The organism is Achromobacter ruhlandii, assembly GCF_002082135.1.
GTDB classification, from domain to species: domain Bacteria; phylum Pseudomonadota; class Gammaproteobacteria; order Burkholderiales; family Burkholderiaceae_B; genus Achromobacter; species Achromobacter ruhlandii.
The window spans coordinates 152,253-175,186 of sequence record NZ_CP017433.1; the positions used below are offsets into that span (position 1 = coordinate 152,253).

Sequence of the window (22,934 nt, forward strand, 5' to 3'; positions counted from 1 at the left end):
GCCGTACAGGCCGGCGTTGGGATCCGGCGCCTGGCGCGGATCGGGCAGCTTGCCGGCGTCGCCCTGGCGGGTGGCGCGATCGACAAAGGGCACGGGCGCCTTGGTGACGTAGAACGCCACGACGGCGGCGACGATCAAGCCGAGGAGCAATCCGGCCAGCGCCCCGTACAGGGTGCTGCCGCTTTCGCCGGACCGGCGGGTGGGTTTGCGCTTGGTGGCCATGTACCGATGTTACATCCGCTCGGGGGCGGACACGCCCAACAGCGCCAGGCCGTTGGCCAGCACCTGGCGCGTGGTCGCGGCCAGGCGCAGGCGCGCCAGCTTGAGCGCGGTGTCGTCGACCAGCACGCGCTCGGCGTTGTACCAGCCGTGGAAGTCCGCGGCGCAGTCGCGCAGCCAGAAGGCGATGTGGTGCGGGGCCAGTTCCTGGGCGGCCAGCGCCACCACGTGGGGGAACTCGGCCAGGCGCTGCATCAGCGCGAATTCGCTGGGGGCGGTCAGCAGGGACGCGTCGGCCGCGGCCACGTCGGCCGCGGGCATGCCGGCGTTGTTGATCACCGAGCAGATGCGCGCGTGGGCGTACTGGATGTAATAGACCGGGTTCTCGTCGCTCTTGGACAGGGCCAGGTCGACGTCGAACACGAATTCGGTGTCGGCGCGGCGCTGGATCAGGAAGTAGCGCACGGCGTCGCGGCCGACCCAGTCGATCAGGTCGCGCATGGTGACGTAGCTGCCGGCGCGCTTGGAGATCTTGACCTCCTGGCCGCCGCGCATCACCTTGACCATCTTGTGCAGCACGTAGGACGGGTAGTCCTTGGGAATGCCCTCTTCCAGCGCCTGCAGGCCGGCGCGCACGCGCGCCACGGTGCCGTGGTGGTCGCTGCCCTGGATGTTCACGGCGCGGTGGAAACCGCGTTCCCACTTGGCCTTGTGGTAGGCCACGTCCGGCACGAAATAGGTGTAGCCACCCTCGCTCTTGCGCATGACGCGGTCTTTGTCGTCGCCCGTGCCCAGCTCGGTGGTGCGCAGCCACAGCGCGCCGCCTTCTTCATAGGTATGGCCGCCGGCGATCAGCGCCTTGACGGTGGCCTCGACCCGGCCCGAGGTGTACAGCGAGCTTTCGAGGTAGTAGTTGTCGAACTTCAGCCCGAACGCCTGCAGGTCCAGGTCCTGCTCGCGGCGCAGGTAGGCCACGGCGAAGGCGCGGATGTCTTCCAGGCTGTCGATGTTGCCGGTGGCGGTGACGGGCTCGCCGTCCGAGGCCTGGATGGTCTTGCCGGCCTGGAAGTCGCGGGCGATGTCCAGGATGTAGTCGCCCTTGTAGCCGTCGGCGGGCCACTCGGGCGAGTCGGTCGTCAGGCCGCGGGCGCGCGCCTGCACGCTGATGGCCAGGTTCTCGATCTGGTTGCCGGCGTCGTTGTAATAGAACTCGCGGGTCACATCCCAGCCGATGGCGTCGTACAGGCGGCACAGGGCATCGCCCAGGGCCGCCTGGCGGGCGTGGCCGACGTGCAGCGGGCCGGTGGGGTTGGCGGACACGAATTCCACCAGGATCTTCTCGCCGCTGCGGGCGGCGCGGCCGAAGGCCTCGCCCTGTTCGGCCACGGCCGTGATGACGGCCTGGCGGGCGGCGGCGGTGACGCGCAGGTTGATGAAGCCGGGACCGGCGATTTCCGCGCTTTCGACCAGGTCGCGGGCGCCCGGCAGGGCCAGCAGCGCCTCGACGATGGCCTGGGCCAGTTCACGCGGATTGCGCTTGGCCGGCTTGGCCAGCTGCATGGCCACGTTGGTGGCGACGTCGCCGTGGGCGGCGACCTTGGGGCGCTCCAGCAGCACGTTGGCTCGGGCCGCATCGGCCTGGGCATCGGGCAGGCTCTGCGCGACGGCGGCCTGGATCAGGGAGATAAGCTGTTTTTGTTGCTCGGGGAGCATGGGCGTCTGGAGAAGTTCTGGGTGGGTGACGAGGGCGGCGGGCCGTGGGCTCGCGCGCGGCGCCAGGGGGCGGGATCGGCCGGCTGGCGGGCCTCGGGGGCATGACCGCGCGAGGCGCCGGATTCTCGGCCGCCGCGGATCCTGCCGTCACGGGAATCTCCTGAATCATAGCTTGATTTGGCGGCCGTTACCGCGCGGGGGCGCCGTCGGCCGGGCCGTCCGCCGACCCTCGCCCGGGGGCGCCAGTTGGCATCCCCAGGGTGATGCGGTAGTGTATTGAGGGTATTCAATCCGTAGGAGACCGGAATATGCTGATTACGTTTCACTCCAAGGTCGTGGCCGAAGTCCTGATGCTCACCGACCACGCCGGCGTCCTGCTGCAAGCCGCGGGCAAGTCCTTTGGCGACAAGATCCCCGAGCGCGGCGTGTTCACCGCCGACCAGCTCGGTCCGGCCATCCAGGGTATCGAACGGGCCATTGAAGAATCCCAGGGCAATCCCGCCGAGGACGAGGAAGACGAGGACAAGCCGGCGGTGGCGCCCATGGCGCGCGCGGTCGGCCTGAAGGAGCGCGCCTTCCCGCTGCTGGACATGATGCGCCAGTCGCAGGCCGCCGGCGCCGAGGTCACCTGGGAAGTGTCGCGCGGCTGGTAAGCCAATGTCGCCGGACGGACAATCTGCCCGGCGTTTTTTGCCTACCCTTTGCGGCTGACGCCATTTCAAGGAATCCCCGCCATGCGCAGCGACATTACCATCGTTTTCGACACCCGGCGCTCGCTGGACCTGTCGGCCAACGTCGAACCCAGCCCGCAGCGCCAGAACGACGCCCGCGACTGGTTCGACGGCGCCTGGGAAACCCTGGGCTGTGAACCCCTGCGCCCCAGCGGCAAGGTGCTGCTGCTGGACAAGGTGCTGGGCGTGGCCGACGCGCTCGGCTACGACATCCTGTCCACCGACGCCAAGGAAGCCCGCGAGTTCGCCGAGCACCTGGCGCTGGCGCTGGAACGCCCGCGCATCACGGTGGACCTGCCCGGCCTGACGGTCGGTTACTGACCGCCTGGCCGCCCCAACGAAAAGACCCCGCATGACGCAGGGTCTTTTGCTTTCCAGGGAAAGCTCAGCGGATGCCGGCGCGCATGAACGATTGCACGAACTGGCGCTGGAACAGCAGGAAGGCAATCAGCAGCGGCGCCGCCGACATCAGCGTGGCGGCCGTGATCACCGACCAGTCGATGCCCTGGTCGGTCGACGAGAACACCTGCAGGCCCACCGTCAGCGGCCGCGATTCCACCGAGTTGGTGATGATCAGCGGCCACAGGAAGTTGTTCCAGTGGTGGCTGACCGACACCAGCCCGTAGGCCACGTAGATCGGCTTGGCCAGTGGCACGTACACCTTCCACAGCACCTGCAGCGCGTTGGCGCCCTCCATGCGCGCGGCCTCCTCCAATTCGCGCGGCACCGTCTTGAAGGTCTGGCGCAGCAGGAAGATGCCGAAGGCCGAGGCGAAGTACGGCAGGCCGATGGCGAACACCGTGTCGCGGATGCCGAGCTGGCTCATGGAGCGGTAGTTCTCCACCAGCAGCACGTCCGGCATGATCATCAGCTGCAGCAGCACCAGCATGAAGACGAAGTCGCGGCCGCGGAACTCGAAGCGCGCGAAGGCGTAGCCGGCCAGCGTCGACAGCACCAGCTGCGCCGCCAGCACCATTGTCACCAGCAAAAACGTGTTGGCGAAGTAGCGCGGGAACGGCGCGGCCTGCCAGGCCCGCGCGAAGTTGTCGAGCGTGAGCGGCGCGAACAGGTCGAAGCGGGTGGCGTAGGCCGGCGGGTGAAACGCCGCCCACACGGCATACGCCAGCGGCAGGATCCACAACAGGCCAAGCGCCCACGCGCCCAGGGTATCGAGCTTGTCTTTCATTGGTAGTGCGTCCTGCGGTCCAGCCAGCGGAACTTGACCAGCGCCGTCAGCGCCAGCACCACCAGCAGCACGACGGTCAGCGTCGCGGCGTAGGCGGTGTCCCAGAAGCTGAAGCCGACCTGGTAGATGTAGTACAGCAGCAGCGTGCTGGCGTTGTCGGGCCCGCCGCGGGTCATGACCACCACGTGGTCCACCAGCCGGAAGGCGTTGATCAGCGCATTGATCAGCACGAACAGCGTGGTCGGCATCAACAGCGGCCACAGCACGCGCCGGAAGTACTGCCAGCGTGAGGCCCCTTCCAGCATCGCTGCCTCGCGCAGCGACGGCGACACCGTCTGCAACGCGGCCAGGTAGAAGATCATGAAGAAGCCGGATTCCTTCCACACCGTCACCAGCATCAGCGCCGGCAGCGCGGTTTCGCGGTTGCCGAGCCAGTTGGGACCGGGCGAGCCGAACAACTGCATCACCTGCGCGATCAGGCCGTACTGCGGGGTGTAGAAGAACAGCCAGATATTGGCCACCGCCACCATCGGCAGCACCGTCGGCGTGAAGTACGCCATGCGCAGGAAACCGCGCCCGCGCAGGTTGCGGTTGACCCACAGCGCCATGACCAGCGCGATGCCGATCGAGGTCGGGATGGTGCCCAGGGCGAACCACAGGTTGTTCCAGAGCGATTGCCAGAACACGGGGTCGTCGCGCATGACCGCGTAGTTGTCCAGCCCGACGAAGCGGGCCGGGCGCGCGCCCTTGGGAGTGGAATAGAAGCTGTGCCAGAGCGTCGCCAGCGCCGGGTAATGCGTGAACGCGGCGAGCAGCACGATGGCTGGCAGCAACAGCAGCCAGCCATAAAGCGCATTCAAGGAGCGGCTCATCGTGCTTGCGGATTTACTTGTAGGAACGCAGTATGCGGTCGGCTTCGCGCTGGGCGTCGGTCAGCGCCTGCTGCGGCGTCTTGGAACCCGTCAGCGCCGCCTGCAGGGCGTCGTTCAGGGTCTTGGTGACGCGCTGGTTCTCGTGGGTCGAGAATTCGGCCACGCTCACCTGCAGCTGGTCGCGCGCCACGGCGGCGGCCGGCACTTCCTGCGCGTACTTCTTCATCTTCTCGGTCTGCCAGGCGGCCGGCGTCACGGCCACGTAGCCGGTGGCGATGCTCCAGTCGGCGGCGCGCTCGGGCGTGGTGGCCCACTGCGCGAACTTGAGCGCGGCCTGCTGTTGTTCAGGCGTGCCGCTCTTGAAGATGTAGAAGTTGCCGCCGCCGGTCGGGCTGCCGCCGCGCTTTTGCTGCGGCATCATCGCCACGCCGAACGGGAAGTCGGCGTTCTTGCGGATGTTGGTCAGGTTGCCGGTGGTGGTCCAGATGATGGCGGCCTTCTTTTCCAGGAAGTCCTTGGGCGTGGTGCCCCAGTCGATCGTGCCGGTGGGCATGACCTTGTGCTTGGCCGACAGGTCGCGCCAGAACTGCGCGGCCTCGACCACGGCGGGCTTGTCCAGGTAGACCTCGTTGCCGGCCTCGTTCATCAGGATCGCGCCGTTGGGCGTGGTCAGGGCCTGGAACAGCCAGTAGGCGAAGGCGCCGCCCGACGGGATCTCGATGCCCCACTGGGTGGTGTTGCCGCTGGCGTCCTGCTTGGTCAGCTTCTTGCCGTACTCGACCAGCTCGGCCCAGGTGGCGGGCGCGCGCTCGGGATCCAGGCCGGCGGCCTTGAACAGATCCTTGTTGTAGTACATCACGATGGTCGAGCGCTGGAACGGCACGCCCCAGGTGTGGCCGCCGGTGCGGCTGTTCTGCATGAAGGCGTCGTAGAAGCCGCCCAGCCACTTCTTGTCGGCGTCGTTCTTGGCCAGCGAGTCGATCGGCACGATGGCGTCTTCGTCGATCAGCGTGAACATGTCGGTCGACAGCAGCACGGCCAGCTGCGGCGGCGTGCCGCCCTTCAGGGCGGTCAGCGCCTTGGCGATCGAGTCCTGGTACGAGCCGGCGTAGATCGGCTTGATCTTGATGCCGGGGTTTTCCTTCTCGAAGTCCGTCACCATGTCATCGACGATCTTGGTGATCGGGCCGCCCACGGCGACCGGATAGTAGAACTCCACTTCGACGGGCTTTTGCTGCGCCTGCGCGGGCAGCGACAGGCAGGCGGCGGCAAGGCTGGCGGCCAGGGTCTTGAGTACGATGCGTCGCATGATTGCGTTTCCTTTCCTGTGGATGGGGCGTCTTCAGCGCCCGACGGTGTCGATGACCGCCGAATCGGCGGCAAAGAAATGCTGTTGTTCGGCCGGCCACGACAGGCGCAGCGCCTCGCCGGCGCGGGCGCGCAGGTGGCCGCCCACGCGCACCGCGATCCCGCCGCTGTCGCCGATCCGGCAGACCACGATGGAATCGGCGCCGAAGTACTCCACGCTTTCCACCGTGGCGGCGATGCCGTCGCTGTCGATGCGGATGTGCTCGGGGCGCACGCCCAGCTTGGCGGCGCCTTCCGGCGCGCCGGCGATGGCCGGACCGTGGGTGCCGGCGATCACCGTGGCGCCCTGGAGCGGCATCAGGTTGATCAGGTTCATGGGCGGCGTGCCGATGAAGCGCGCCGCGAATTCGCTGGCCGGACGGGCGTACAGGCCGTCCGGCGTGTCGTGCTGTTCGATCTGGCCGCCGCGCAGCAGCACCACCTGGTCGGCCATGCTCATGGCCTCGGTCTGGTCGTGCGTGACGTACACCATGGTGATGCCCAGGTCCTGCTGCAAGGCGCGGATCTCGCGCCGCATTTCATGGCGCAGCTGCGCGTCCAGGTTGGACAGCGGCTCGTCCATCAGGCACACCGGCGCCTCCGAAATCACCGCGCGGCCCAGCGCCACGCGCTGCTGCTGGCCGCCCGACAGTTGTGACGGCTTGCGGTCCAGCAGATGGCCCAGGCCCAGCAGCGAAGCCACGCGTTGCAGGCGGCGGTCGTAGTCGCGCGCCGGTTCCTTGCGCACCTTCAGGCCGAACAGGATGTTCTCGCGCACCGACAGGTGCGGAAACAGCGCGTACGACTGGAACACCATGGAAATGCGGCGCTTGGCCGGCGGCAAGTGGGTGACGTCGCGGTCGCCGATGCGGATGGTGCCGGACGTGGGCGTGTCGAGCCCGGCGATCATGCGCAGGGTGGTCGACTTGCCGCAACCCGACGGGCCCAGCAGCACGGTGAAGCTGCCGGCCGGCACGGTGAAGCTGACGCCGTGGATCGCGGCCGCGCCGCCGTATTGCTTGGTGAGGTTATCCAGAACGATGGATGACATGCTGTCTCTTGGATCTAGTTTTCTGATCCGTCTGCGGCGCGTGCGATGAAAACCTTTTCATTGTGCAGCGCAAACATGACGGAGATATGGCAGGGCATAGTGTTTGTAATCGAGATCGGGGGCTCAGGCGAAGGGATAGGGCCCGGGGTATTCCCCAATCACGGCGTGGTGGGTGACCAGCGCGCCATCGTGCCACCAGTGCAACTGGTAGCCCGGCGGCTCCATGATGTATTGCAGCGTCGGTCGGGGCCCCAGCTCCAGCGCCAACTGGTGCGCGGTGCCGGGACAGGTCGAGGCAATGGTGCCGCCGAAGCGGCGGAAGATGGTGCGGTGCAGGTGGCCGCACAGCACGCGCTCGACGCGCGGATAGCGCGCCACGATGCGTTCAAGTTCCGGGCCGCCCGCCAGCAGACCGATGTCGTCCATGTGCTCGATGCCGGTCTGGAACGGCGGGTGATGCATCAGCACCAGCGTCGGCCGGTCGGGTTGCTCGGCCAGCCGCGCGGCCAGCCAGCCCAGGCGTTCGTCGCACAGCTCGCCGTGGCTCTTCATCGGCACCACCGTGTCCAGCGCCAGCAGGCGCAGCGGATACGTTTCCACCGCGTATTGGATGAACGGCCCCTGGCCTTGCAGGTAGCCGTGGTCGGGGAAGGCGGCGCGCAATTGCGCGCGGTCATCGTGGTTGCCGGGCAGCAGGAAATAAGGAATTTCAAGCGCCTGCAGCTGGTCGCGCAGCGCCTGGTATTCGTGCGGACGGCCCAGGTCCGTCAGGTCGCCGGTGATCAGCACGCAATCCGGGCGCGGCGTCAGGGCATTGAGCGCGCGCACCGCCGGACCGAGGAAGGCGGCCGGGTCGATGATGCCGTAGGCCTTGTCGCCCGGTGTGCGCATGTGCAGGTCGGTAATCTGTGCGATGAGCATGACGCGTGTCTCGATCGTTATTTTTGTGAAAGGAGTTCAGCGGCGCACCGGCGCCGCGGTGCCGCCGACCACGATGCAGTGCGGCAGGCGATTGGATTGGGGCGGCTGGCCGTGGATCTGCGCCAGCAGGTTGGAGCAGGCTGCCTGGCCGATGCCGTCGCTGGGTTGCGCCACCGTAGTCAGCGGCGGCGTCAGCAAGGCGCCGAAGCGCATGCCGTCGAAGCCGCAGACGGAAATATCGGACGGAACCGACAGACCCAACGCCACCAGATCGGCAATCACCGCGGTGGCCAGCAGGTCGTTGGAGCAGAACAGCGCCGTCGGCGCCTGCTTGCCGCGCAATGCGGATTTGAGCGCCTCGGCGTCGCTGCCGGTGTGCGAACCCATGGCGATGTGCTGGATCGGCTCCAGGCCCTGCTTCTTGGCGCAGGCGCGCGCGCCCGACAGGCGGCGGCGGGCACGATCGGAGGCCGTCAGCGGGCCGGTCACGATGGCGATGCGCCGATGCCCCAGCGCCGCCAGGTGCGACACCATGTCGATGGCGGCCGCGCGGTTGTCGACCGAGGCATAGGGGTGGTCGGTAGATTCGTTGTAGACCAGCACGTAGGGCATGCCGGCGCTGTCCAGGTCGTCCAGCGTGGCGCTGCGGGCCGCGTCGGCCACCGTCAGGATCAGGCCATCGACCTGGTGGTCGATCAGGCCCTGGACCGCGGCCGATTCCACCGCCGGGTCATAGCCGGTGGCGGTCAGCATCACGCTGTAGCCGGACTCGCGGGCGCGCCGTTCGGCGCCCTCGAAGCACTCGGCGAATACCGGATTGGACAGCGTCGGCAGAATCAATCCGATCGTGCGCGTGCTGCCCGAACGCAGGCTGCGGCCGACACGATTGGGCCGGAAGCCCGCGCGCTTGGCGATGGCGCGGATGTGCGCCAGCGTATCCGGATGGACGATTTCGGGCTGGTTGAACGCGCGCGAAACCGTGGCGGGGGAAACCCCCGCCTTGCGGGCCACTTCGATGATGGAAAAGCGGGGCGATGCGCGCGACGCCATGGCTACATTGCTGCCGGTTTGCTGAAAACGTTTTCATCTTACAAGACAAATATGACCTTTGTGTTGCACCCGTTTGCGCTATGCTGATAACAACGCAACAACATAAGGCCAAGGCGCGGCGCGGCTCGAAATCCCTGTGGAAACGCGGTTTTTTCAGTGGTTTTCCCAATTGACGCGGCGCGCACAATGGCTGGGTTTGTCATGATTGGCACGCACCATTGGGCGCGCCGTATCCGGACAAACCCCAGGTCAAGGGGACCGGGTGCGGAAGTCAGTACCGCGCATCTCGCGCGGCTCCGGGAAAGAGGAAAGGATCATGTCTACTGCCTTAAACAGACTTGGCGCGCTTGACGCGGCGCGCAAGCTGCAACGGCGCGAATTGACCGCGGTGCAATTGGTGCGCGCCTGCTTTGCGCGCATCGAACAACGCGAAAACACCATCCATGCCTGGACGGCGCTGCAAAAACAGGCCGCCCTGGACCACGCGGAAATGCTGGACCGCAGCCCCCTGCGCGGCCCGCTGCATGGGCTGCCGATCGGCGTCAAGGACCTGTTCGACACCGTCGACCTGCCCACCCGCTACGGATCTCCCATCTACGAGCGCCACCATCCCGGGCTGGATGCGGCCGCCGTGGCGCTGTGCCGCCATGCCGGCGCCATCGTGATCGGCAAGACCGTCACCACCGAATTCGCCACCTACCAGGCCGGCCCGACGCGCAATCCGCGCAACGAGGCCTACACCCCCGGCGGCTCCTCCAGCGGTTCGGCCGCGGCGGTGGCCGACGACATGGTGCCGTTCGCGCTGGGCTCGCAGACCGCGGGCTCCATCATCCGCCCCGCTTCGTATTGCGGCATCGTCGGCTACAAGCCCACGTTCGGCGCGATCCCTCGCGCCGGCGTGAAGAGCCTGGCCGAATCGCTCGACACCGTGGGCGGCTTTGCCCGCTCGGTCCCGGATGTGGCCCTGTTCGCTTCGGTCCTGATGCGCGATCCGCGCCTGCTGAACCTGAGCTACGACGCCAAGCCGCGCATCGGCATGTACCGCAGCCTGCAATGGCGCCACGCCCAGTCCGAAACCAAGGAAGCCTTCGCCCAGGCCGCCGCCACGCTGTCGCGCGCGGGCGCCCATGTCGAAGAGGTGCCGCTGCCGCCCGAGCATTGCATGCTGGTGCAACTGCACGCGGACATCATGGCGTTCGAATCGTCGCAGTCGCTGGCCTACGAACGGCTGGAACACGCCGCGCAACTCAGCCCGAAGATCCAGGCAATCCTCGAGGCCGGCGCGCAGATCTCCGCCGAACAGCACATCAACAACCTGGCGCGCGCCGCCGAATCGCGCGCGCGGGTGGATGGCTGGTTCGACAAGTACGACGTGCTGCTGGCGCCCGCGGCCAGCGGCGAGGCGCCGTTCGCCGACCTCGGCACGGGCGATCCGCAGTTCTCGCGCGCCTGGACCCTGTTCGGCCTGCCGTGCCTGAACCTCCCGTTCGCCACCGGCCCGCAGGGCCTGCCGGTGGGCCGGCAACTGATCGGCAAGCGCCACGATGACCACCGCACCCTCGCGATCGCCGCCTGGGTCCACGAGCGGCTGCTGGCCGCGCGCGAACCCGACATCGGCGCTTCCGACATGTGGCCGCGCGGTTGACCCGACCCGCTGCGCCTGTCGTGGCGCGGTCGAATGCGTCGCGCAAAAGAAGAAAGCCCGCCGGATAAAGGCGGGCTTTGTTTGTGCGGAGCGGCTTCACCGTAAGAAGCGCGCGGGGGACGCGGCGGCGGTAACCGCCACGCCCGCGGCCTGGCGGCGGATCACGCGGCCTCGGCGGCTTCTTGTTCGGTGGTGACGGCGCCGGCGTTGATGTGGCGGTTCACCGCGCTCAGCACGGCCTGGAACGAGGCCGTCACGATGTCGCGGTCGATGCCCACGCCGAAGCCCGTGCTCGAATCGCCCACGCGCAGTTCCACGTAGGAGGCGGCGCGGGTGTCGGTGCCGGTGCCGATGGCATGCTCGTGGTAGTCCATGATGCGCACCGGCACGTCCAGCGCGGCCACGAAGGCCGAGATGGCGCCATCGCCCTTGCCCGTCACCACGCGGCGTTCGCCGTTGTATTCGAGTTCGGCCTCGATGCTGAAGTGCTGGCCTTCGCCGGCCGACGGATTGCCGTCGATGCGGTGACGCACCAGTTTCCACGGGGCCTTCTGTTCCAGGTACTCGCGGTTGAAGATGGTGTGCACGTCGTCGGCGGTGACTTCGCGGCCGGTCTCGTCGGTGACGCGCTGGATGGCGCGGCTGAATTCGATCTGCAGGCGGCGCGGCAACACCAGGCCGTGTTCCTGTTCGAGCAGGTACGACACGCCGCCCTTGCCCGACTGGCTGTTGACGCGGATCACGGCGTCGTAGCTGCGGCCGAGGTCGGCCGGGTCGATCGGCAGGTACGGCACTTCCCAGACGGCGTCCGGCTGTTGCTGCGCGAAGCCCTTCTTGATGGCGTCCTGGTGCGAACCGGAGAAGGCCGTGAAGACCAGGTCGCCGGCATACGGGTGGCGCGGGTGCACGGGCAACTGGTTGCAGTACTCGGCGCAGCGGCGCACTTCGTCGATGTCGGAGAAGTCCAGGCCCGGGTGCACACCCTGGGTGTAGAGGTTCAGGGCCAGCGTGACCAGGTCGACGTTGCCGGTGCGCTCGCCGCTGCCGAACAGGCAGCCTTCGATGCGGTCGGCGCCGGCCATCACGGCGAATTCGGCGGCGGCCACGGCGGTGCCGCGGTCATTGTGCGGGTGCACGCTCAGCACGATGCTGTCGCGGCGCGCCAGGTTCTTGTGCATCCACTCGATCTGGTCGGCGTACATGTTCGGCGTGGTGGCCTCGATGGTGGCGGGCAGGTTCAGCACCATCTTGCAGTCCGGCGTGGGCTCCCATACGTCGGCCACGGCATTCGAGACTTCCAGCGCGAATTCGGGTTCGGTCGTGCTGAAGACTTCGGGCGAGTACTGGTAGCGCCACTTGGTTTCCGGGTGCTTGGCCATGTACTGCTTGACCAGGCGCGTGCCGGTCGTGGCGATGTTCTTGATTTCGTCCTTGGTCATGTTGAACACGACCTTGCGGAACGCCGGGGCGCAGGCGTTGTACAGGTGGACGATGGCCTGCTTGGCGCCGGCGGCCGATTCCACCGTGCGGTTGATCAGGTCTTCACGCGACTGCGTCAGCACGATGATGGTGACGTCGTCGGGGATGCGCTTTTCGTCGATGAGCTTGCGCACGAAATCGAAATCGGTCTGCGAGGCGGACGGGAAACCCACTTCGATTTCCTTGAAGCCGATCTTGACCAGCTGTTCGAAGAAGCGGAGCTTGCGCTCGACGCTCATCGGTTCGATCAGGGCCTGGTTGCCGTCGCGCAGGTCGGTGCTCATCCAGATCGGCGGCTGCGTGATGCGGCGGCTGGGCCAGGTGCGCTCGGAAAAGTCGCGAGCGAACGGCGTGAAGGGGACGTATTTGGCGGCGGGGTTGGCAAGCATCATCACTACACCTCGATCGGTTTCTTGTGAATCCCGGGATCGGTTTCCTCGGCCGGCATGCGGCCGGATGGCGGCCTGGTGCCAGGGTTGGCCGCATTCGCGCGGCGCAAGATTCAGTTTTGAAAAAGGGAAATCGCGTGTGGCAAGCGTGGCTGCCGAGCTACCACGGGGACACTAGGCCCGGCAACCGATCGGTAGGTATAGCGATAGCGCGATGAAGGCGGTGCGAGCGCGCAGGCCGGCAACCGGAGCGGCGGAGCGTCCGGTGGCAATCGCGAGGGAGGTGCGGTAAGCGGCCATAGGTTGCTAGTCAAACATACTTTTGCGGGCAGCGCAATCGGAAAGGCGATAAAAAAGCCGGGGACGGATCCGTCCCCGGCGTGTTCGGCGCCCGCGGCCATCGATCGCGCGAAAGATCACGCGAAAGGCTCGGCAGGCGCGTGGCCGACGGCCGGGGCCCTTTCGCCCTGGGCGATTGCCGAATGGCGCGGCAGGCGTGAAGGGCGCGACAGGCGCTATTGCGTCTGCATGTGCCCGTTCTTGACCACCTGGCCCAGGCGCTCGCGCTCGCTCTTGGCGAACTCGACGAAGCTGGCGCGCGAACCGCCGCCCGGCTCGATGCTGCTCTGGCGCAGCGCGTCCTGCACTTCCTTGGTCTGCAACGATTGCTCGACGGCGGCGTTCATCTTGTCGAGCACGTCGGCAGGCGTGCCGGCGGGCGCGTACAGGCCGGCCCAGTGGCCGATGCGGATGGCCGGGAAGCCCAGTTCGGCGGTGGTGGGGATGTCCGGCGCGCTGGCCATGCGCTTGTCCCAGGTGGTGGCCAGGGCCTTGAGCTTGCCGCTCTGCACCAGCGGCAGCGTGACGATGCTGGCTTCCGAGGTGGCGTCGACCTGCTTGCCGATCACCGCGGTCACGCCTTCCGAGCCGCTCTTGTAGGCGATCGGTTCGACCGGCAGCCCGGTGGCTTCCTTGACCATCTCGGCCACGAAGTGCGGCGTGCTGCCGTTGCCGGCGGTCGAGAACGTGATACGGTCGGTCTTGGCCCGCTTGGCGCGTTCGACGAAGTCCTTCAGGTCCTTGGCCGGGTTCGACGGATTGGCGACGATCACCGACGGCGTGATCGACAGCAGCGCGACCGGGGTCAGTTCTTCATCCTTGTAGGGCTGGTCCGAGCGGATCAGGCTGTTGGTGACCGTGCCGTTGCTGCCCACCAGGTAGGTGTAGCCGTCGGCCGCGCTGCGCGCGACGTGCGCGGCGCCGACCACGCCGCCGGCGCCGGGGCGGTTTTCGACGATGACGGGCTGGTTCAGGGTCGTGCCCACCGCCTTGGCGATGATGCGGGCGACCAGGTCGTTGGCGCCGCCGGCGCTGAAGGGCGCGACGAAGGTGATGGGTTTGTCGGGCCAGGCGGCGGATGCCGGGGCGGCGACGAAGGCGGCCGAGCAGGCCAGCAGAAGGCCGGCGGCATACCGGACGGGGGTACGGAACATGTAAAGCAACTCCAGGGGGCCGGCCGCGCATCCGACTGGTCTCTGCAGTCGGCTTGGTCTGGTTCTAAAGGTGCGCGGCCCGCGGTTGCGCGAGCCTGGAGGGGCAGTATAGGGGAGCCCGGCTGGCAGGGGACTGAAACAAACAGGCCGCCTGACGGCGGCCTGCAAGGATCGGACGAACGGCGATGCGCGCCGTTCAGCGGGCGGGGCCGCCGATGCGCGGCTCGATGTAACGTTGTTCGCGGGAATCGCGGCGGTCGTCGTCGCGGCCGTCACGCGATGGCCGGGCGGCCTTGCCGTCGAGGATCTCGGCCTGTTCGGCCACCATGGCGATCTTGCCGATGCGGTTGTGGCGGATTTCCGACAGCGAGCGATGCAGGTCGCCGACGGTGAAGGGTTCCTCGCGGTCACCCCAGGTCCAGCGCAGCACGCCCAGGGATTCGTCCGACAGTTGCGGCGCCAGGTCGGCCAGCACGCCCGTGCCGACCGGCGTGGCGCGGCCCGAGGCCAGGCTGGCCGACAGCCAGGCGCGCAGGACGAAGAAGACGATCAGGGTCCAGATGCCGGCCACGACCCACCAGATGTACGGGTTGACCTTCTGCACCATGTCCATGGTGGGCTGGCCCAGCGAATGCAGGAATTCGTAGTTGACACGCTTGCCGAAATCCAGGATCCAGGAGGCGGCGAGATACCAGACGATCACGGCGACGGCGATCACGATCGCGCGCACGAGAAGCCTGGGAAGCGCCAGTTTGAGCAGGGTCTGGCCGATAAGACGGCAATCCTGGCGAACGCGTGCGGGCGAAGTCTGATTCATCATGCAAAATATTGTACCTATGACCCGTCCTATTTTAGAACTGCGGCCCGGTCAGCATCTGACGCTGACCCCTCAACTGCAGCAATCCATCCGGTTGCTGCAGCTGTCCACGCTCGAGCTCGAGGCGGAAATCTCGCAAGTGCTCGCGGACAATCCGTTGCTGGAACGCGACGATGAACCCTCCTCGGTCGAGACCCAGGCCGAATCCGAGCGTGAATCATCGGTGCAGGACGACGAACCCGCGCCCGAACGCGACACGCCGGTGGAGGAGATGCCGGGGTCGGGCGGCGTCTATCCCGATGACGATTCCAGCATGCCCGAGGCGGCCCGGCCCGATACCCTGCGCGAACACCTGCTGGGCCAGCTGGTGCTGACGCGCGCGGCGCCGCGCGATGCCGCGCTGACCGCGCTGCTGATCGACGAATTGGACGAGAACGGCTATCTGGGCTCGCCGCTGGAGGAAATCCTGGGCTGGCTGCCGGCCGAGATGGAGCCGGACCTGGATGAGCTGCGCGCGGCCTTGTCGCTGTTGCAGTCGTTCGACCCGCCGGGCATCGGCGCGCGCGACATGGCCGATTGCCTGCTGTTGCAACTGCGCAACCCCGACCCGGCGCGGCTGCCGGAGGCCGCCGACCCGAAGGTGCTGGCCTGTGCTCGTCAGGTCTGCGCCCAGCATCTTGCGCTGCTGGCCACGGGCAACACCGCCAAGCTGTGCGCGGCCACGGGTTGTGACGAGGCGACGCTGCGCGCCGCCCATTCCCTGATCCTGCGCCTGGAGCCGCGTCCGGGCCGCGCCTGGACGGTGCCGGCGGCGGACTACGCCGTGCCCGACGTCATCGTGCGCAAGACGCGCCGCGGTTGGCAGGTGACGCTCAACAGCGCGGCCGTGCCGCGGCTGCAGATCAACGGGCTGTACGCGCAGATGCTGGGCAACCAGAAGGAGTCCGCCCACGCCGGCCTGCAGTCGCAGTTGCAGCAGGCCAAGTGGATGATCCGCAACGTCGAGCAGCGCTTCGACACCATCCTGCGCGTGGCCCAGGCCATCGTCGATCGCCAGACCGCCTTCTTCAGCCAGGGGCCGGCGGCCATGCGGCCGCTCATCCTGAAGGACATCGCGGGCGAACTGGGCCTGCACGAGTCCACGATTTCACGCGCCACGACACAGAAGTACATGCTCACTCCGTTTGGCACGTTGGAACTCAAGCGCTTCTTCGGGACAGGGGTGTCGACCGATGGCGGCGACGCCACCTCGGCCACGGCGGTGCAGACTTTCATCCGCCAGATGGTGGCCGAGGAGAACCGCGCCAAGCCACTGTCGGACAGCCAGATCATGGAAAAACTGGCCGACCAGGGCATCGTCATCGCCCGCCGCACCGTGGCCAAATATCGCGAGGCGCTGCGGATTGCGCCAGCGGCATTGCGCAAGGCGCAGGCTGCCGCGCGATGAAATAAGGGACGTTTCTTCGCAAAAATGTCCCTTATTTCAACAAGTTAGAAGATCGCGTGGTTGCAAATTATTTACGCTGAGTACTTGCCATTGCATGAACAAATGCCGATAATTATTCTCATGTACATTTGCGTATGTAATGCCATCACCGAACGCCAAGTCCGCGCCAGCGTGGACGCGGGCGCGACGTCGCTTTCCGACCTGCAGTTCGAGCTGGGCGTGGCCACGTGCTGCGGCTGCTGCGCGGCCACCGCCGCCGAATACCTGCCGGGCGGCCGCTGCTCCAGCGTGTGCGATGTGCGCTCGATCGCCGTTCCGGTCAACCCGCCGGCCACCATGGCCGAGCCGGGCGCGTCCGCGGCGAACAGCAGCTATCCGGTCATCCAGGTCGCCGTCGCCTGAGCGGCGTCGCCACCTGCCACGGCTTGCAGGCCCAGCCCTGCGAGCCGTTGTGTTTCCGTTTCACAAAAATCCCTGATCATTCCCGCCAATTGGCGCACCGGCTCGCGCGCCGGTTCCGACAGGCATAGCGCCAGTTCGGACGGCGGCACCGCCGGCAGCATGTCGTCGACCAGCCGATGGCCGGCTGCGATGCAGCGGCGTTCCAGCAAGGCCACCCCCAATCCTCCCGCCAGCGCGGCCTGGATCCCCATCAGGTTGGGGCTCTCGTAGGCGATGCGCCAGCGCCGTCCTGCGCGTTCCAGTGCATGGATGGCGCGGTTGCGGTAGATGCAGCCCTGCGGAAAGGCCACCAGCGGCACCGGTTCGGTGCTGGCGGGAAGCGCGTGCGAGCCGGCGATCCAGTGCAGGTGTTCCGGCCAGGTCGTCAGCGCCGGACCGGCGCCGGGTTCGCGCTTGAGCAACGCCAGATCGAGGTCGCCGCGTTCCAGGCCGCGCGTCAGGGCCACGGTCAGGTCGCAGCGCACCGACAGCCTGACCGCCGGCCGGGCGCGGGCGAACTGCGCCACGATGGCCGTCAGCGTGTCCGCCGCGAAATCGTCGGGGATGCCCAGCCGGATCACCTCCACCCGCTTGCGGCCGCTGACCGCTTCGCGCACCTCGGTGGACAGCGCCAGCATGCGCCGCGCATAGCCCAGCAGACGCTCGCCGTCCTCGGTCAGGTGGACCTGGCGGCCTTCGCGCACGAACAGCGTGCATTCGAGCGTTTCCTCCAGCTTGCGGATCTGCTGACTCACGGTGGACTGGCTGCGGTGCACCCGTTCGCCGGCGCGGGTGAAGCCGCCCGCGTCGACGACAGAGACGAAGCTGTGCAATAGATCGAGATCAAGCATGGGAGGCGCCTTTGCATCGGTTTTTCAAATACTTTTGATCCAAATAAAGCGTTTGTCAATGGATAGGGCCGCGCCCAGAATGGGCTCCTCTTCCTTTGCCCGGACCTGCTGCCATGAAGGCGTCATCGACTTTGCCCGCCACCGCCCTGCCCGCCGACGCGCCAATGGGGGTGGCCTGGGCGCCCATTGCGGCGTTCTGTTTTCTGTGGAGTTCGGCGTTCGCGGCGGCCAAGATCGCGGTGCGCGACTGCCCGCCGCTGACCCTGCTGACCATCCGCTTCCTGATCGCCGGGGCCCTGATGCTGGGCGTGGCGGCGGCCAGCGGCCGGTGGTCGCGGCCCAGCGCCCGCGATCTGGCGGCGCTGGTGCTGCTGGGGGTGTTGAACAACGGGGCCTACCTGGGCCTGAGCTGGAGCGGCATGACGACCGTGTCGTCCGCGTTCACGGCGGTGCTGATCAGCACCAATCCGCTGCTGATCGGGGTGCTGGCCGGGCCCGTGCTGGGCGAGCGGCTGGGCTGGCGCAAGATGCTCGGGCTGTGCCTGGGCCTGGCGGGCGTGGCGCTGGTGCTGCGCTCGCGGCTGTCGGGCATGCAGGAGGATCTGCATGGCACCCTGCTGGTGACGGGCGGCCTGGTGGCGCTGGTGGCGGGCACGCTGCTCTACAAACGCCTCAAGCCGTCGACGGGACTGTGGATGGCGACGGGCATCCAGTCGCTGGCCGGCGCGGTGGCGCTGATGCCGGTGGCGCTGCTGCACGAGAGCATTGGCGACGCGCGCATGACGGCCAGCCTGTTCTGGAGCATGGCCTACATGATCGTGGCGGTGTCCATCGGCGGCTATTACCTGTGGTTCATGATCCTTGGACGCGCCAGCGCCACCGCGGCCAGCGCACTGCATTTCCTGATGCCGCCGCTGGGCCTGCTGTTCGGCTGGGTGGTACTGCGCGAGTCGGTGTCGTGGCTCGACCTGCTGGGCATCGTGCCGATCGCGTTCGGTATCTGGCTGGCGACGCGGCGCGCCGCCTAGGCGAGGACAGCGCGCGCGTCACGCGTGCCGAGGCCGGGACGTGCGCCTGGCGCGGGGGCTCGCGCGGTCGTCAGGGTTGGGTCTGCACAACGCGGCTTGATGTCGGAACGGTCTGATAGATTCATGGCGTCATCGCGGCATTCACGCGACGCGGCGCGCATGAAATGCCACGGTGAACGCGCCGCCCGGGTCCGCGCTGGCCGCGAAACCGCGATGCGCCGCCTGCGGGACATCGCGCATACATACTCATTCTCATTCGTCTGTCGCTTTCTTGTAGCGCTCGTAAAGCGGTTTACCAAATGCGCGCCAAGGCTAGGCGCGGCCCCGCGGCCGATGTTAGTCTGCCGGGGTTGCGTACTCGCGGCATCGTGCGCTTCTTGTCGCGATGCAGTGCGCGTCGCGCCTGACTGCAAGGAGTCCATCATGAAAGGCGATAAAACCGTCATCCAATTCTTGAACAAGCAGCTGACCAACGAGCTGACGGCGATCAACCAATACTTCCTGCATGCGCGCATGTTGAACCACTGGGGTTTCGACAAGCTGGGCAAGCACGAGTACGAAGAATCCATCGGCGAAATGAAGCATGCGGATCGCCTGATCGCGCGCATCTTCATGCTCGACGGCCTGCCCAACCTGCAGGACCTGCACAAGCTGCTGATCGGCGAGGACGTGCCGGAACTGCTGGCCTGTGACCTGAAGCTGGAGCAAGGCGCCCAGGCCACCGTCAAGGAAGCCATCGCCTATTGCGAATCGGTGCGCGACTACGTGTCGCGCGATCTGTTCCAGGACATCCTGGACGATACCGAAGAGCACATCGACTATCTGGAAACCCAGATTGACCTGATCGACAAGGTCGGCCTGCAAAACTACCTGCAAAGCCAGATGTCCGTGCCCGATTGATCCATCGGCCCGGCATGAAAATGGCGCCCCTCGGGGCGCCATTTCTTTTGGTGACCGCGCGTGGCGCGATCCGGGCGAGGCGGCCTATTGCGGGCGCGCCGGGCATTCGGCCATCGTGCCCCAGGCCCGGTTGGGACCACAGTACTTGTTGCGGGCTGCCCACGAGCACGAGGGGCGCTCGAAGAAGCCTTGCGTGGCACAGTGGGCCAGTTCGCGCTTGAGCGCGTCCTGCCAGCCGGGCGCGCCGGGCGCGGGCGACGAATTGGGCGGGGGCGGCGCCTGCACCATCTGGGTGTTGCCATAGCCGGCAGCCTGTTGACCCGGGGCCTGGCCCTGGCCGCCATTGACGGCGGCGCCGGTGCCCGGCGCCTGCAGGTCCAGCGTGCTGACGTCGGAGCCGCCTTGCGGCAGCGGCACTTGCGAGGCGGCGGCGATTTCGCGGGCCTGTTCCTGGCTGATGCGTTCGCGCGAGATTTTCACGGCCGGATCGCTGACGGTGTCGAACAGCGAGACGGTGTTGATGGCCCATTCGCGGTCGGCGGGCTTGTCGGGCACGCCGAGCGTGCCGTCGATGCGCGGCTGCGGCGGCTGGGCCACGTAGGGACGCCCGTTGGCGTCGAGCACGGGCTGCTGCGACGCGGCCGCATCCTGGCCGGGCGCAGGCGCGGCGGGCGGCGCATGCGCCACCAGCCAATCACCCAGTTGAATGCCGCCCCAGGCCGACGCGCCAAGCGCCAGCAGGAGCGTTGCGAATAATAAACGCCAAGACATTGCTACCCTCATCTGCCGTGCGGTACCCGAACGGGTCTACGCCTTGTCTCCGAAGACCTTGCCGCCGTGCTCCCGCATGGCGTGGAATTTCACATCCGGATACAGTTCCTCGGCCACGCGCAACTGCGCGGGGGAACTGATCAAAAACGCCGCCGCATCGACCACATCATAGGCGATATGGGCGGCATTGGCATCCATGAACTTGCGCAGCGCCTTGGGGTTATCAGAAGTAATCCAACGTGCCATTGTGTAGCGCGAAGGCATCATCCGGGCGTCCACGCCGTACTCGGTCTTGAGGCGGTGCGCGACCACTTCAAACTGCAGCTGGCCGACAGCGCCCAGCAGCAGCGAACCGCCGGCGGCCTCGGGGCGGAACACCTGGATGGCGCCCTCTTCGCCCAACTGCGTCAGGCCGGTGCGCAACTGCTTGGTGCGCAGCGGGTCCTTCACTTCGACGGCCTGGAACAGTTCCGGCGCGAAGAACGGCAGGCCGGTGAATTGCAGCGTTTCGCCTTCGGTCAGCACGTCGCCCAGTTGCAGCACGCCGTGGTTGGGAATACCGATCACGTCGCCGGCATAGGCCTCGTCCAGCAGTTCGCGGCGTTGCGACAGGAACGACACCACGTTGTTGGGGCGCATTTCCTTGTTGGTGCGCGCGACCTTCAGGCGCATGCCGCGCTCGAAGCGGCCGGAGCTCACGCGCACGAAGGCGACGCGGTCGCGGTGGGCCGGATCCATGTTGGCCTGCACCTTGAACACGACGCCGGTGAACTTGGGTTCCTCGGGCTGCACTTCGCGTTGCAGCGCGACGCGCGGGCCGGGGGGCGGGGCCTGTTCGACCAGCGCGTCCAGCACTTCCTGCACGCCGAAGTTGTTGATGGCCGAGCCGAAGAACACCGGGGTCTGCTTGCCGGCCAGGAATTGATCGCGGTCGAACGCGGGCGCGGCTTCGTTGATCAGCTCGATCTCGCCGCTGGCCTGGTCGAAGGCCGAGCCGAAGCGGCGCGCGATCTCGGGGTTGGTCAGACCTTCGATGAAGTCGTCGTTGTCGGAACGGCGCTCCTGGCCGGGGCGGAACACGCGCATGCGGTCGCGGCGGATGTCGAACACGCCGCCGAAGGCCTTGCCCATGCCCACCGGCCACGAGAACGGCACGGCGTCCATGCCCAGGTGGCCTTCGATTTCCGACAGCAGCTCAAGCGGCTCGCGCACTTCACGGTCCATCTTGTTGATGAACGTGATGATGGGCGTGTTGCGCGCGCGGCAGACCTGCAGCAGGCGGATGGTCTGCGGTTCGACGCCGTTGGCGGCGTCGATCACCATCAGCGCGGCGTCGACCGCCGTCAGCACGCGGTAGGTGTCTTCCGAGAAGTCCTGGTGGCCCGGGGTGTCGAGCAGGTTGATGACGCAGTCGCGGTATTCCATCTGCATCACCGACGAGGCCACCGAAATGCCGCGCTGCTTTTCGATTTCCATCCAGTCGGAGGACGCGTGGCGCGAGGCCTTGCGCGCCTTGACGCTGCCGGCGATCTGGATCGCGCCTGCGAACAGCAGCAGCTTTTCGGTCAGCGTGGTCTTGCCCGCGTCAGGGTGGGAAATGATGGCGAAGGTACGGCGCCGCGCTACTTCTTGTGGGATGTTCATGATCGGAGGATTCAACCTGACGCCGCGGCCTGGGCCCGGCGCGGTCCGGTATCGTGCATCGAAACAAGCGGGGCACGCGCCGTTGCCGGCGCATGCCCCGCGCGTGGAAATTCAGGAATGGCGGCGGAACGACGCCAGGAACACGCCGGCCAGGATGAACAGCGAACCGAAGGTGCGGTTCATCCAGCGGATGTGCTTGGCATCGCGCAGCAGGCGCAGCACGCGCGCCGCCAGCAGCGTGTACACGCCCATCGCCACCAGGTCGGTGAAGGCCAGCGTGCCGGCCAGCGCCGCGTACTGCGGCGTCAGCGGCAAGGCGGTGTCGACGAACTGCGGCACCACGGCCAGCAGGAATACCGTGCCCTTGGGGTTCATGGTGTTGATCAGGAAGCCGCGCATCACCAGCTCGCGGATCGAGGCCTGCTTGGGATCGCCGGCATCGACCGCGACCGGCGCGGCGTCGGTGCGGATCTGGCGCACGCCCAGGTAGATCAGGTAGGCGACGCCGAGGTACTTGACCACGTTGAAGGCCATCTCGGAGGTGGCCAGCACCGCGCCCAGGCCGACCGCGACCACCACGAACTGGAACAGGATGCCCAGGATCAGGCCGGCCGTGTTCCAGTAGCCGCGGGCAAAGCCGTACTTCAGTCCGGAGGACATCGCGGAGATGGCCCCCGCGCCAGGCGAGAACGAAATGGCCCAGGAGGCCAGGAAGAACGTCAACCAGGTGGAAAGAGGCATGATGGCGCGGGTCCGTGGGTCGCAGTAACAGAAATGCCGCTGATATTACTTGGAGAGCAGCGCCGCGCGCGGGGCACCGGCCGGGCGGCCGCCGTTGCCGCTGCCGGCGGGACGGGCGCTGCCTTCGGGGCGGCGGTGGTTCTGCTGCGGGCGGGCGTCGCCCCGGCCGGCGTGGGCCGGACGGTCGGACGGCTTGCC

Annotated in this window: 21 protein-coding genes and 1 pseudogene; 7 read left to right on the forward strand and 15 right to left on the reverse strand. The window is 67.2% G+C overall.

Annotation, left to right across the window (positions count from 1 at the left end):
- Both AruCF_RS00635 and argS read right to left on the reverse strand, forming a co-directional pair.
- A pseudogene (locus tag AruCF_RS00635) lies at positions 1 to 222 on the reverse strand (SPOR domain-containing protein); the annotation flags it as partial.
- A 9-nt stretch (positions 223 to 231) separates the two neighbouring features.
- Positions 232 to 1,932, reverse strand: a complete 1,701-nt coding sequence (gene argS / locus AruCF_RS00640; protein WP_049070481.1) for an arginine--tRNA ligase — start codon at positions 1,930 to 1,932, stop codon at positions 232 to 234.
- 308 nt (positions 1,933 to 2,240) lie between these two features.
- On the opposite strand from argS, the gene AruCF_RS00645 reads away from it, so the two are divergent.
- Positions 2,241 to 2,585, forward strand: coding sequence for a DUF1840 domain-containing protein (locus AruCF_RS00645; RefSeq protein WP_049070483.1), 345 nt, complete (start codon positions 2,241 to 2,243; stop codon positions 2,583 to 2,585).
- An 81-nt stretch (positions 2,586 to 2,666) separates the two neighbouring features.
- On the forward strand, positions 2,667 to 2,984 hold the full coding sequence (locus tag AruCF_RS00650; RefSeq protein WP_006386976.1) for a hypothetical protein: 318 nt from the start codon (positions 2,667 to 2,669) through the stop codon (positions 2,982 to 2,984).
- Between the two features lie 64 nt (positions 2,985 to 3,048).
- Here AruCF_RS00650 and AruCF_RS00655 read toward each other — a convergent pair whose 3' ends face one another.
- The 6 genes from AruCF_RS00655 to AruCF_RS00680 all read right to left on the reverse strand — a co-directional run bounded on the left by AruCF_RS00655 (position 3,049) and on the right by AruCF_RS00680 (position 9,090).
- Positions 3,049 to 3,849, reverse strand: a complete 801-nt coding sequence (locus AruCF_RS00655) for a carbohydrate ABC transporter permease (RefSeq protein ID WP_006386977.1) — start codon at positions 3,847 to 3,849, stop codon at positions 3,049 to 3,051.
- Positions 3,846 to 4,721: a carbohydrate ABC transporter permease gene (locus AruCF_RS00660; protein ID WP_026384938.1), complete on the reverse strand. Its 876-nt coding sequence runs from the start codon at positions 4,719 to 4,721 to the stop codon at positions 3,846 to 3,848. Before AruCF_RS00660 ends, AruCF_RS00655 begins: the two co-directional genes overlap by 4 nt.
- Before the next feature lie 13 nt (positions 4,722 to 4,734).
- Positions 4,735 to 6,030 carry an ABC transporter substrate-binding protein gene (locus AruCF_RS00665; RefSeq protein ID WP_049070484.1) on the reverse strand — a complete coding sequence of 432 codons (1,296 nt, stop codon included), beginning with the start codon at positions 6,028 to 6,030 and terminating at the stop codon, positions 4,735 to 4,737.
- Positions 6,031 to 6,063: 33 nt separating this feature from the next.
- Positions 6,064 to 7,119: an ABC transporter ATP-binding protein gene (locus AruCF_RS00670; RefSeq protein WP_049070485.1), complete on the reverse strand. Its 1,056-nt coding sequence runs from the start codon at positions 7,117 to 7,119 to the stop codon at positions 6,064 to 6,066.
- A 123-nt stretch (positions 7,120 to 7,242) separates the two neighbouring features.
- Positions 7,243 to 8,040, reverse strand: coding sequence for a phosphodiesterase (locus AruCF_RS00675; protein ID WP_049070486.1), 798 nt, complete (start codon positions 8,038 to 8,040; stop codon positions 7,243 to 7,245).
- Between the two features lie 36 nt (positions 8,041 to 8,076).
- On the reverse strand, positions 8,077 to 9,090 hold the full coding sequence (locus AruCF_RS00680; protein WP_049070488.1) for a LacI family DNA-binding transcriptional regulator: 1,014 nt from the start codon (positions 9,088 to 9,090) through the stop codon (positions 8,077 to 8,079).
- Between the two features lie 316 nt (positions 9,091 to 9,406).
- Here AruCF_RS00680 and AruCF_RS00685 point away from each other — a divergent pair, with 316 nt between their 5' ends.
- Positions 9,407 to 10,735, forward strand: coding sequence for an amidase (locus AruCF_RS00685; RefSeq protein WP_083036491.1), 1,329 nt, complete (start codon positions 9,407 to 9,409; stop codon positions 10,733 to 10,735).
- A 161-nt stretch (positions 10,736 to 10,896) separates the two neighbouring features.
- Here the strand turns inward: AruCF_RS00685 and leuA are convergent, their stop codons facing one another.
- The 3 genes from leuA to AruCF_RS00700 all read right to left on the reverse strand — a co-directional run bounded on the left by leuA (position 10,897) and on the right by AruCF_RS00700 (position 14,916).
- Positions 10,897 to 12,606: a 2-isopropylmalate synthase gene (gene leuA, locus AruCF_RS00690; RefSeq protein WP_049070490.1), complete on the reverse strand. Its 1,710-nt coding sequence runs from the start codon at positions 12,604 to 12,606 to the stop codon at positions 10,897 to 10,899.
- 512 nt (positions 12,607 to 13,118) lie between these two features.
- On the reverse strand, positions 13,119 to 14,096 hold the full coding sequence (locus AruCF_RS00695) for a tripartite tricarboxylate transporter substrate binding protein (RefSeq protein ID WP_049070491.1): 978 nt from the start codon (positions 14,094 to 14,096) through the stop codon (positions 13,119 to 13,121).
- Between the two features lie 196 nt (positions 14,097 to 14,292).
- Positions 14,293 to 14,916: a hypothetical protein gene (locus AruCF_RS00700; protein WP_049070493.1), complete on the reverse strand. Its 624-nt coding sequence runs from the start codon at positions 14,914 to 14,916 to the stop codon at positions 14,293 to 14,295.
- A gap of 16 nt (positions 14,917 to 14,932) precedes the next feature.
- Here AruCF_RS00700 and rpoN point away from each other — a divergent pair, with 16 nt between their 5' ends.
- The gene (gene rpoN / locus AruCF_RS00705) at positions 14,933 to 16,360 is read left to right on the forward strand and encodes an RNA polymerase factor sigma-54 (protein ID WP_443608528.1); all 1,428 of its coding nucleotides are present in this window, start codon (positions 14,933 to 14,935) and stop codon (positions 16,358 to 16,360) included.
- Between the two features lie 102 nt (positions 16,361 to 16,462).
- Positions 16,463 to 16,762 carry a (2Fe-2S)-binding protein gene (locus AruCF_RS00710; RefSeq protein ID WP_100503077.1) on the forward strand — a complete coding sequence of 100 codons (300 nt, stop codon included), beginning with the start codon at positions 16,463 to 16,465 and terminating at the stop codon, positions 16,760 to 16,762.
- Here AruCF_RS00710 and AruCF_RS00715 read toward each other — a convergent pair.
- Positions 16,732 to 17,652 (reverse strand): LysR substrate-binding domain-containing protein, encoded by a 921-nt coding sequence (locus AruCF_RS00715; RefSeq protein WP_049070499.1) that lies wholly within the window; start codon positions 17,650 to 17,652, stop codon positions 16,732 to 16,734. The genes AruCF_RS00710 and AruCF_RS00715 overlap by 31 nt on opposite strands.
- Positions 17,653 to 17,765: 113 nt before the next feature.
- Here AruCF_RS00715 and AruCF_RS00720 point away from each other — a divergent pair, with 113 nt between their 5' ends.
- Both AruCF_RS00720 and bfr read left to right on the forward strand, forming a co-directional pair.
- Positions 17,766 to 18,680: a DMT family transporter gene (locus AruCF_RS00720; RefSeq protein WP_049070501.1), complete on the forward strand. Its 915-nt coding sequence runs from the start codon at positions 17,766 to 17,768 to the stop codon at positions 18,678 to 18,680.
- 423 nt (positions 18,681 to 19,103) lie between these two features.
- Complete coding sequence (gene bfr, locus AruCF_RS00725) at positions 19,104 to 19,580, forward strand: bacterioferritin (RefSeq protein ID WP_006386993.1); 477 nt, start codon at positions 19,104 to 19,106, stop codon at positions 19,578 to 19,580.
- Positions 19,581 to 19,664: 84 nt separating this feature from the next.
- On the opposite strand, the gene AruCF_RS00730 is transcribed toward bfr, so the two are convergent.
- From AruCF_RS00730 to AruCF_RS00740, 3 genes are all read right to left on the reverse strand, one after another.
- A complete protein-coding gene (locus AruCF_RS00730; RefSeq protein ID WP_100508066.1) occupies positions 19,665 to 20,363 on the reverse strand; it encodes a hypothetical protein in 699 nt (232 codons plus the stop codon).
- 24 nt (positions 20,364 to 20,387) lie between these two features.
- A complete protein-coding gene (locus tag AruCF_RS00735; RefSeq protein WP_049070505.1) occupies positions 20,388 to 21,995 on the reverse strand; it encodes a peptide chain release factor 3 in 1,608 nt (535 codons plus the stop codon).
- 111 nt (positions 21,996 to 22,106) lie between these two features.
- A complete protein-coding gene (locus tag AruCF_RS00740; protein WP_049070507.1) occupies positions 22,107 to 22,736 on the reverse strand; it encodes a LysE family translocator in 630 nt (209 codons plus the stop codon).
- Positions 22,737 to 22,934: the final 198 nt, after the last annotated feature.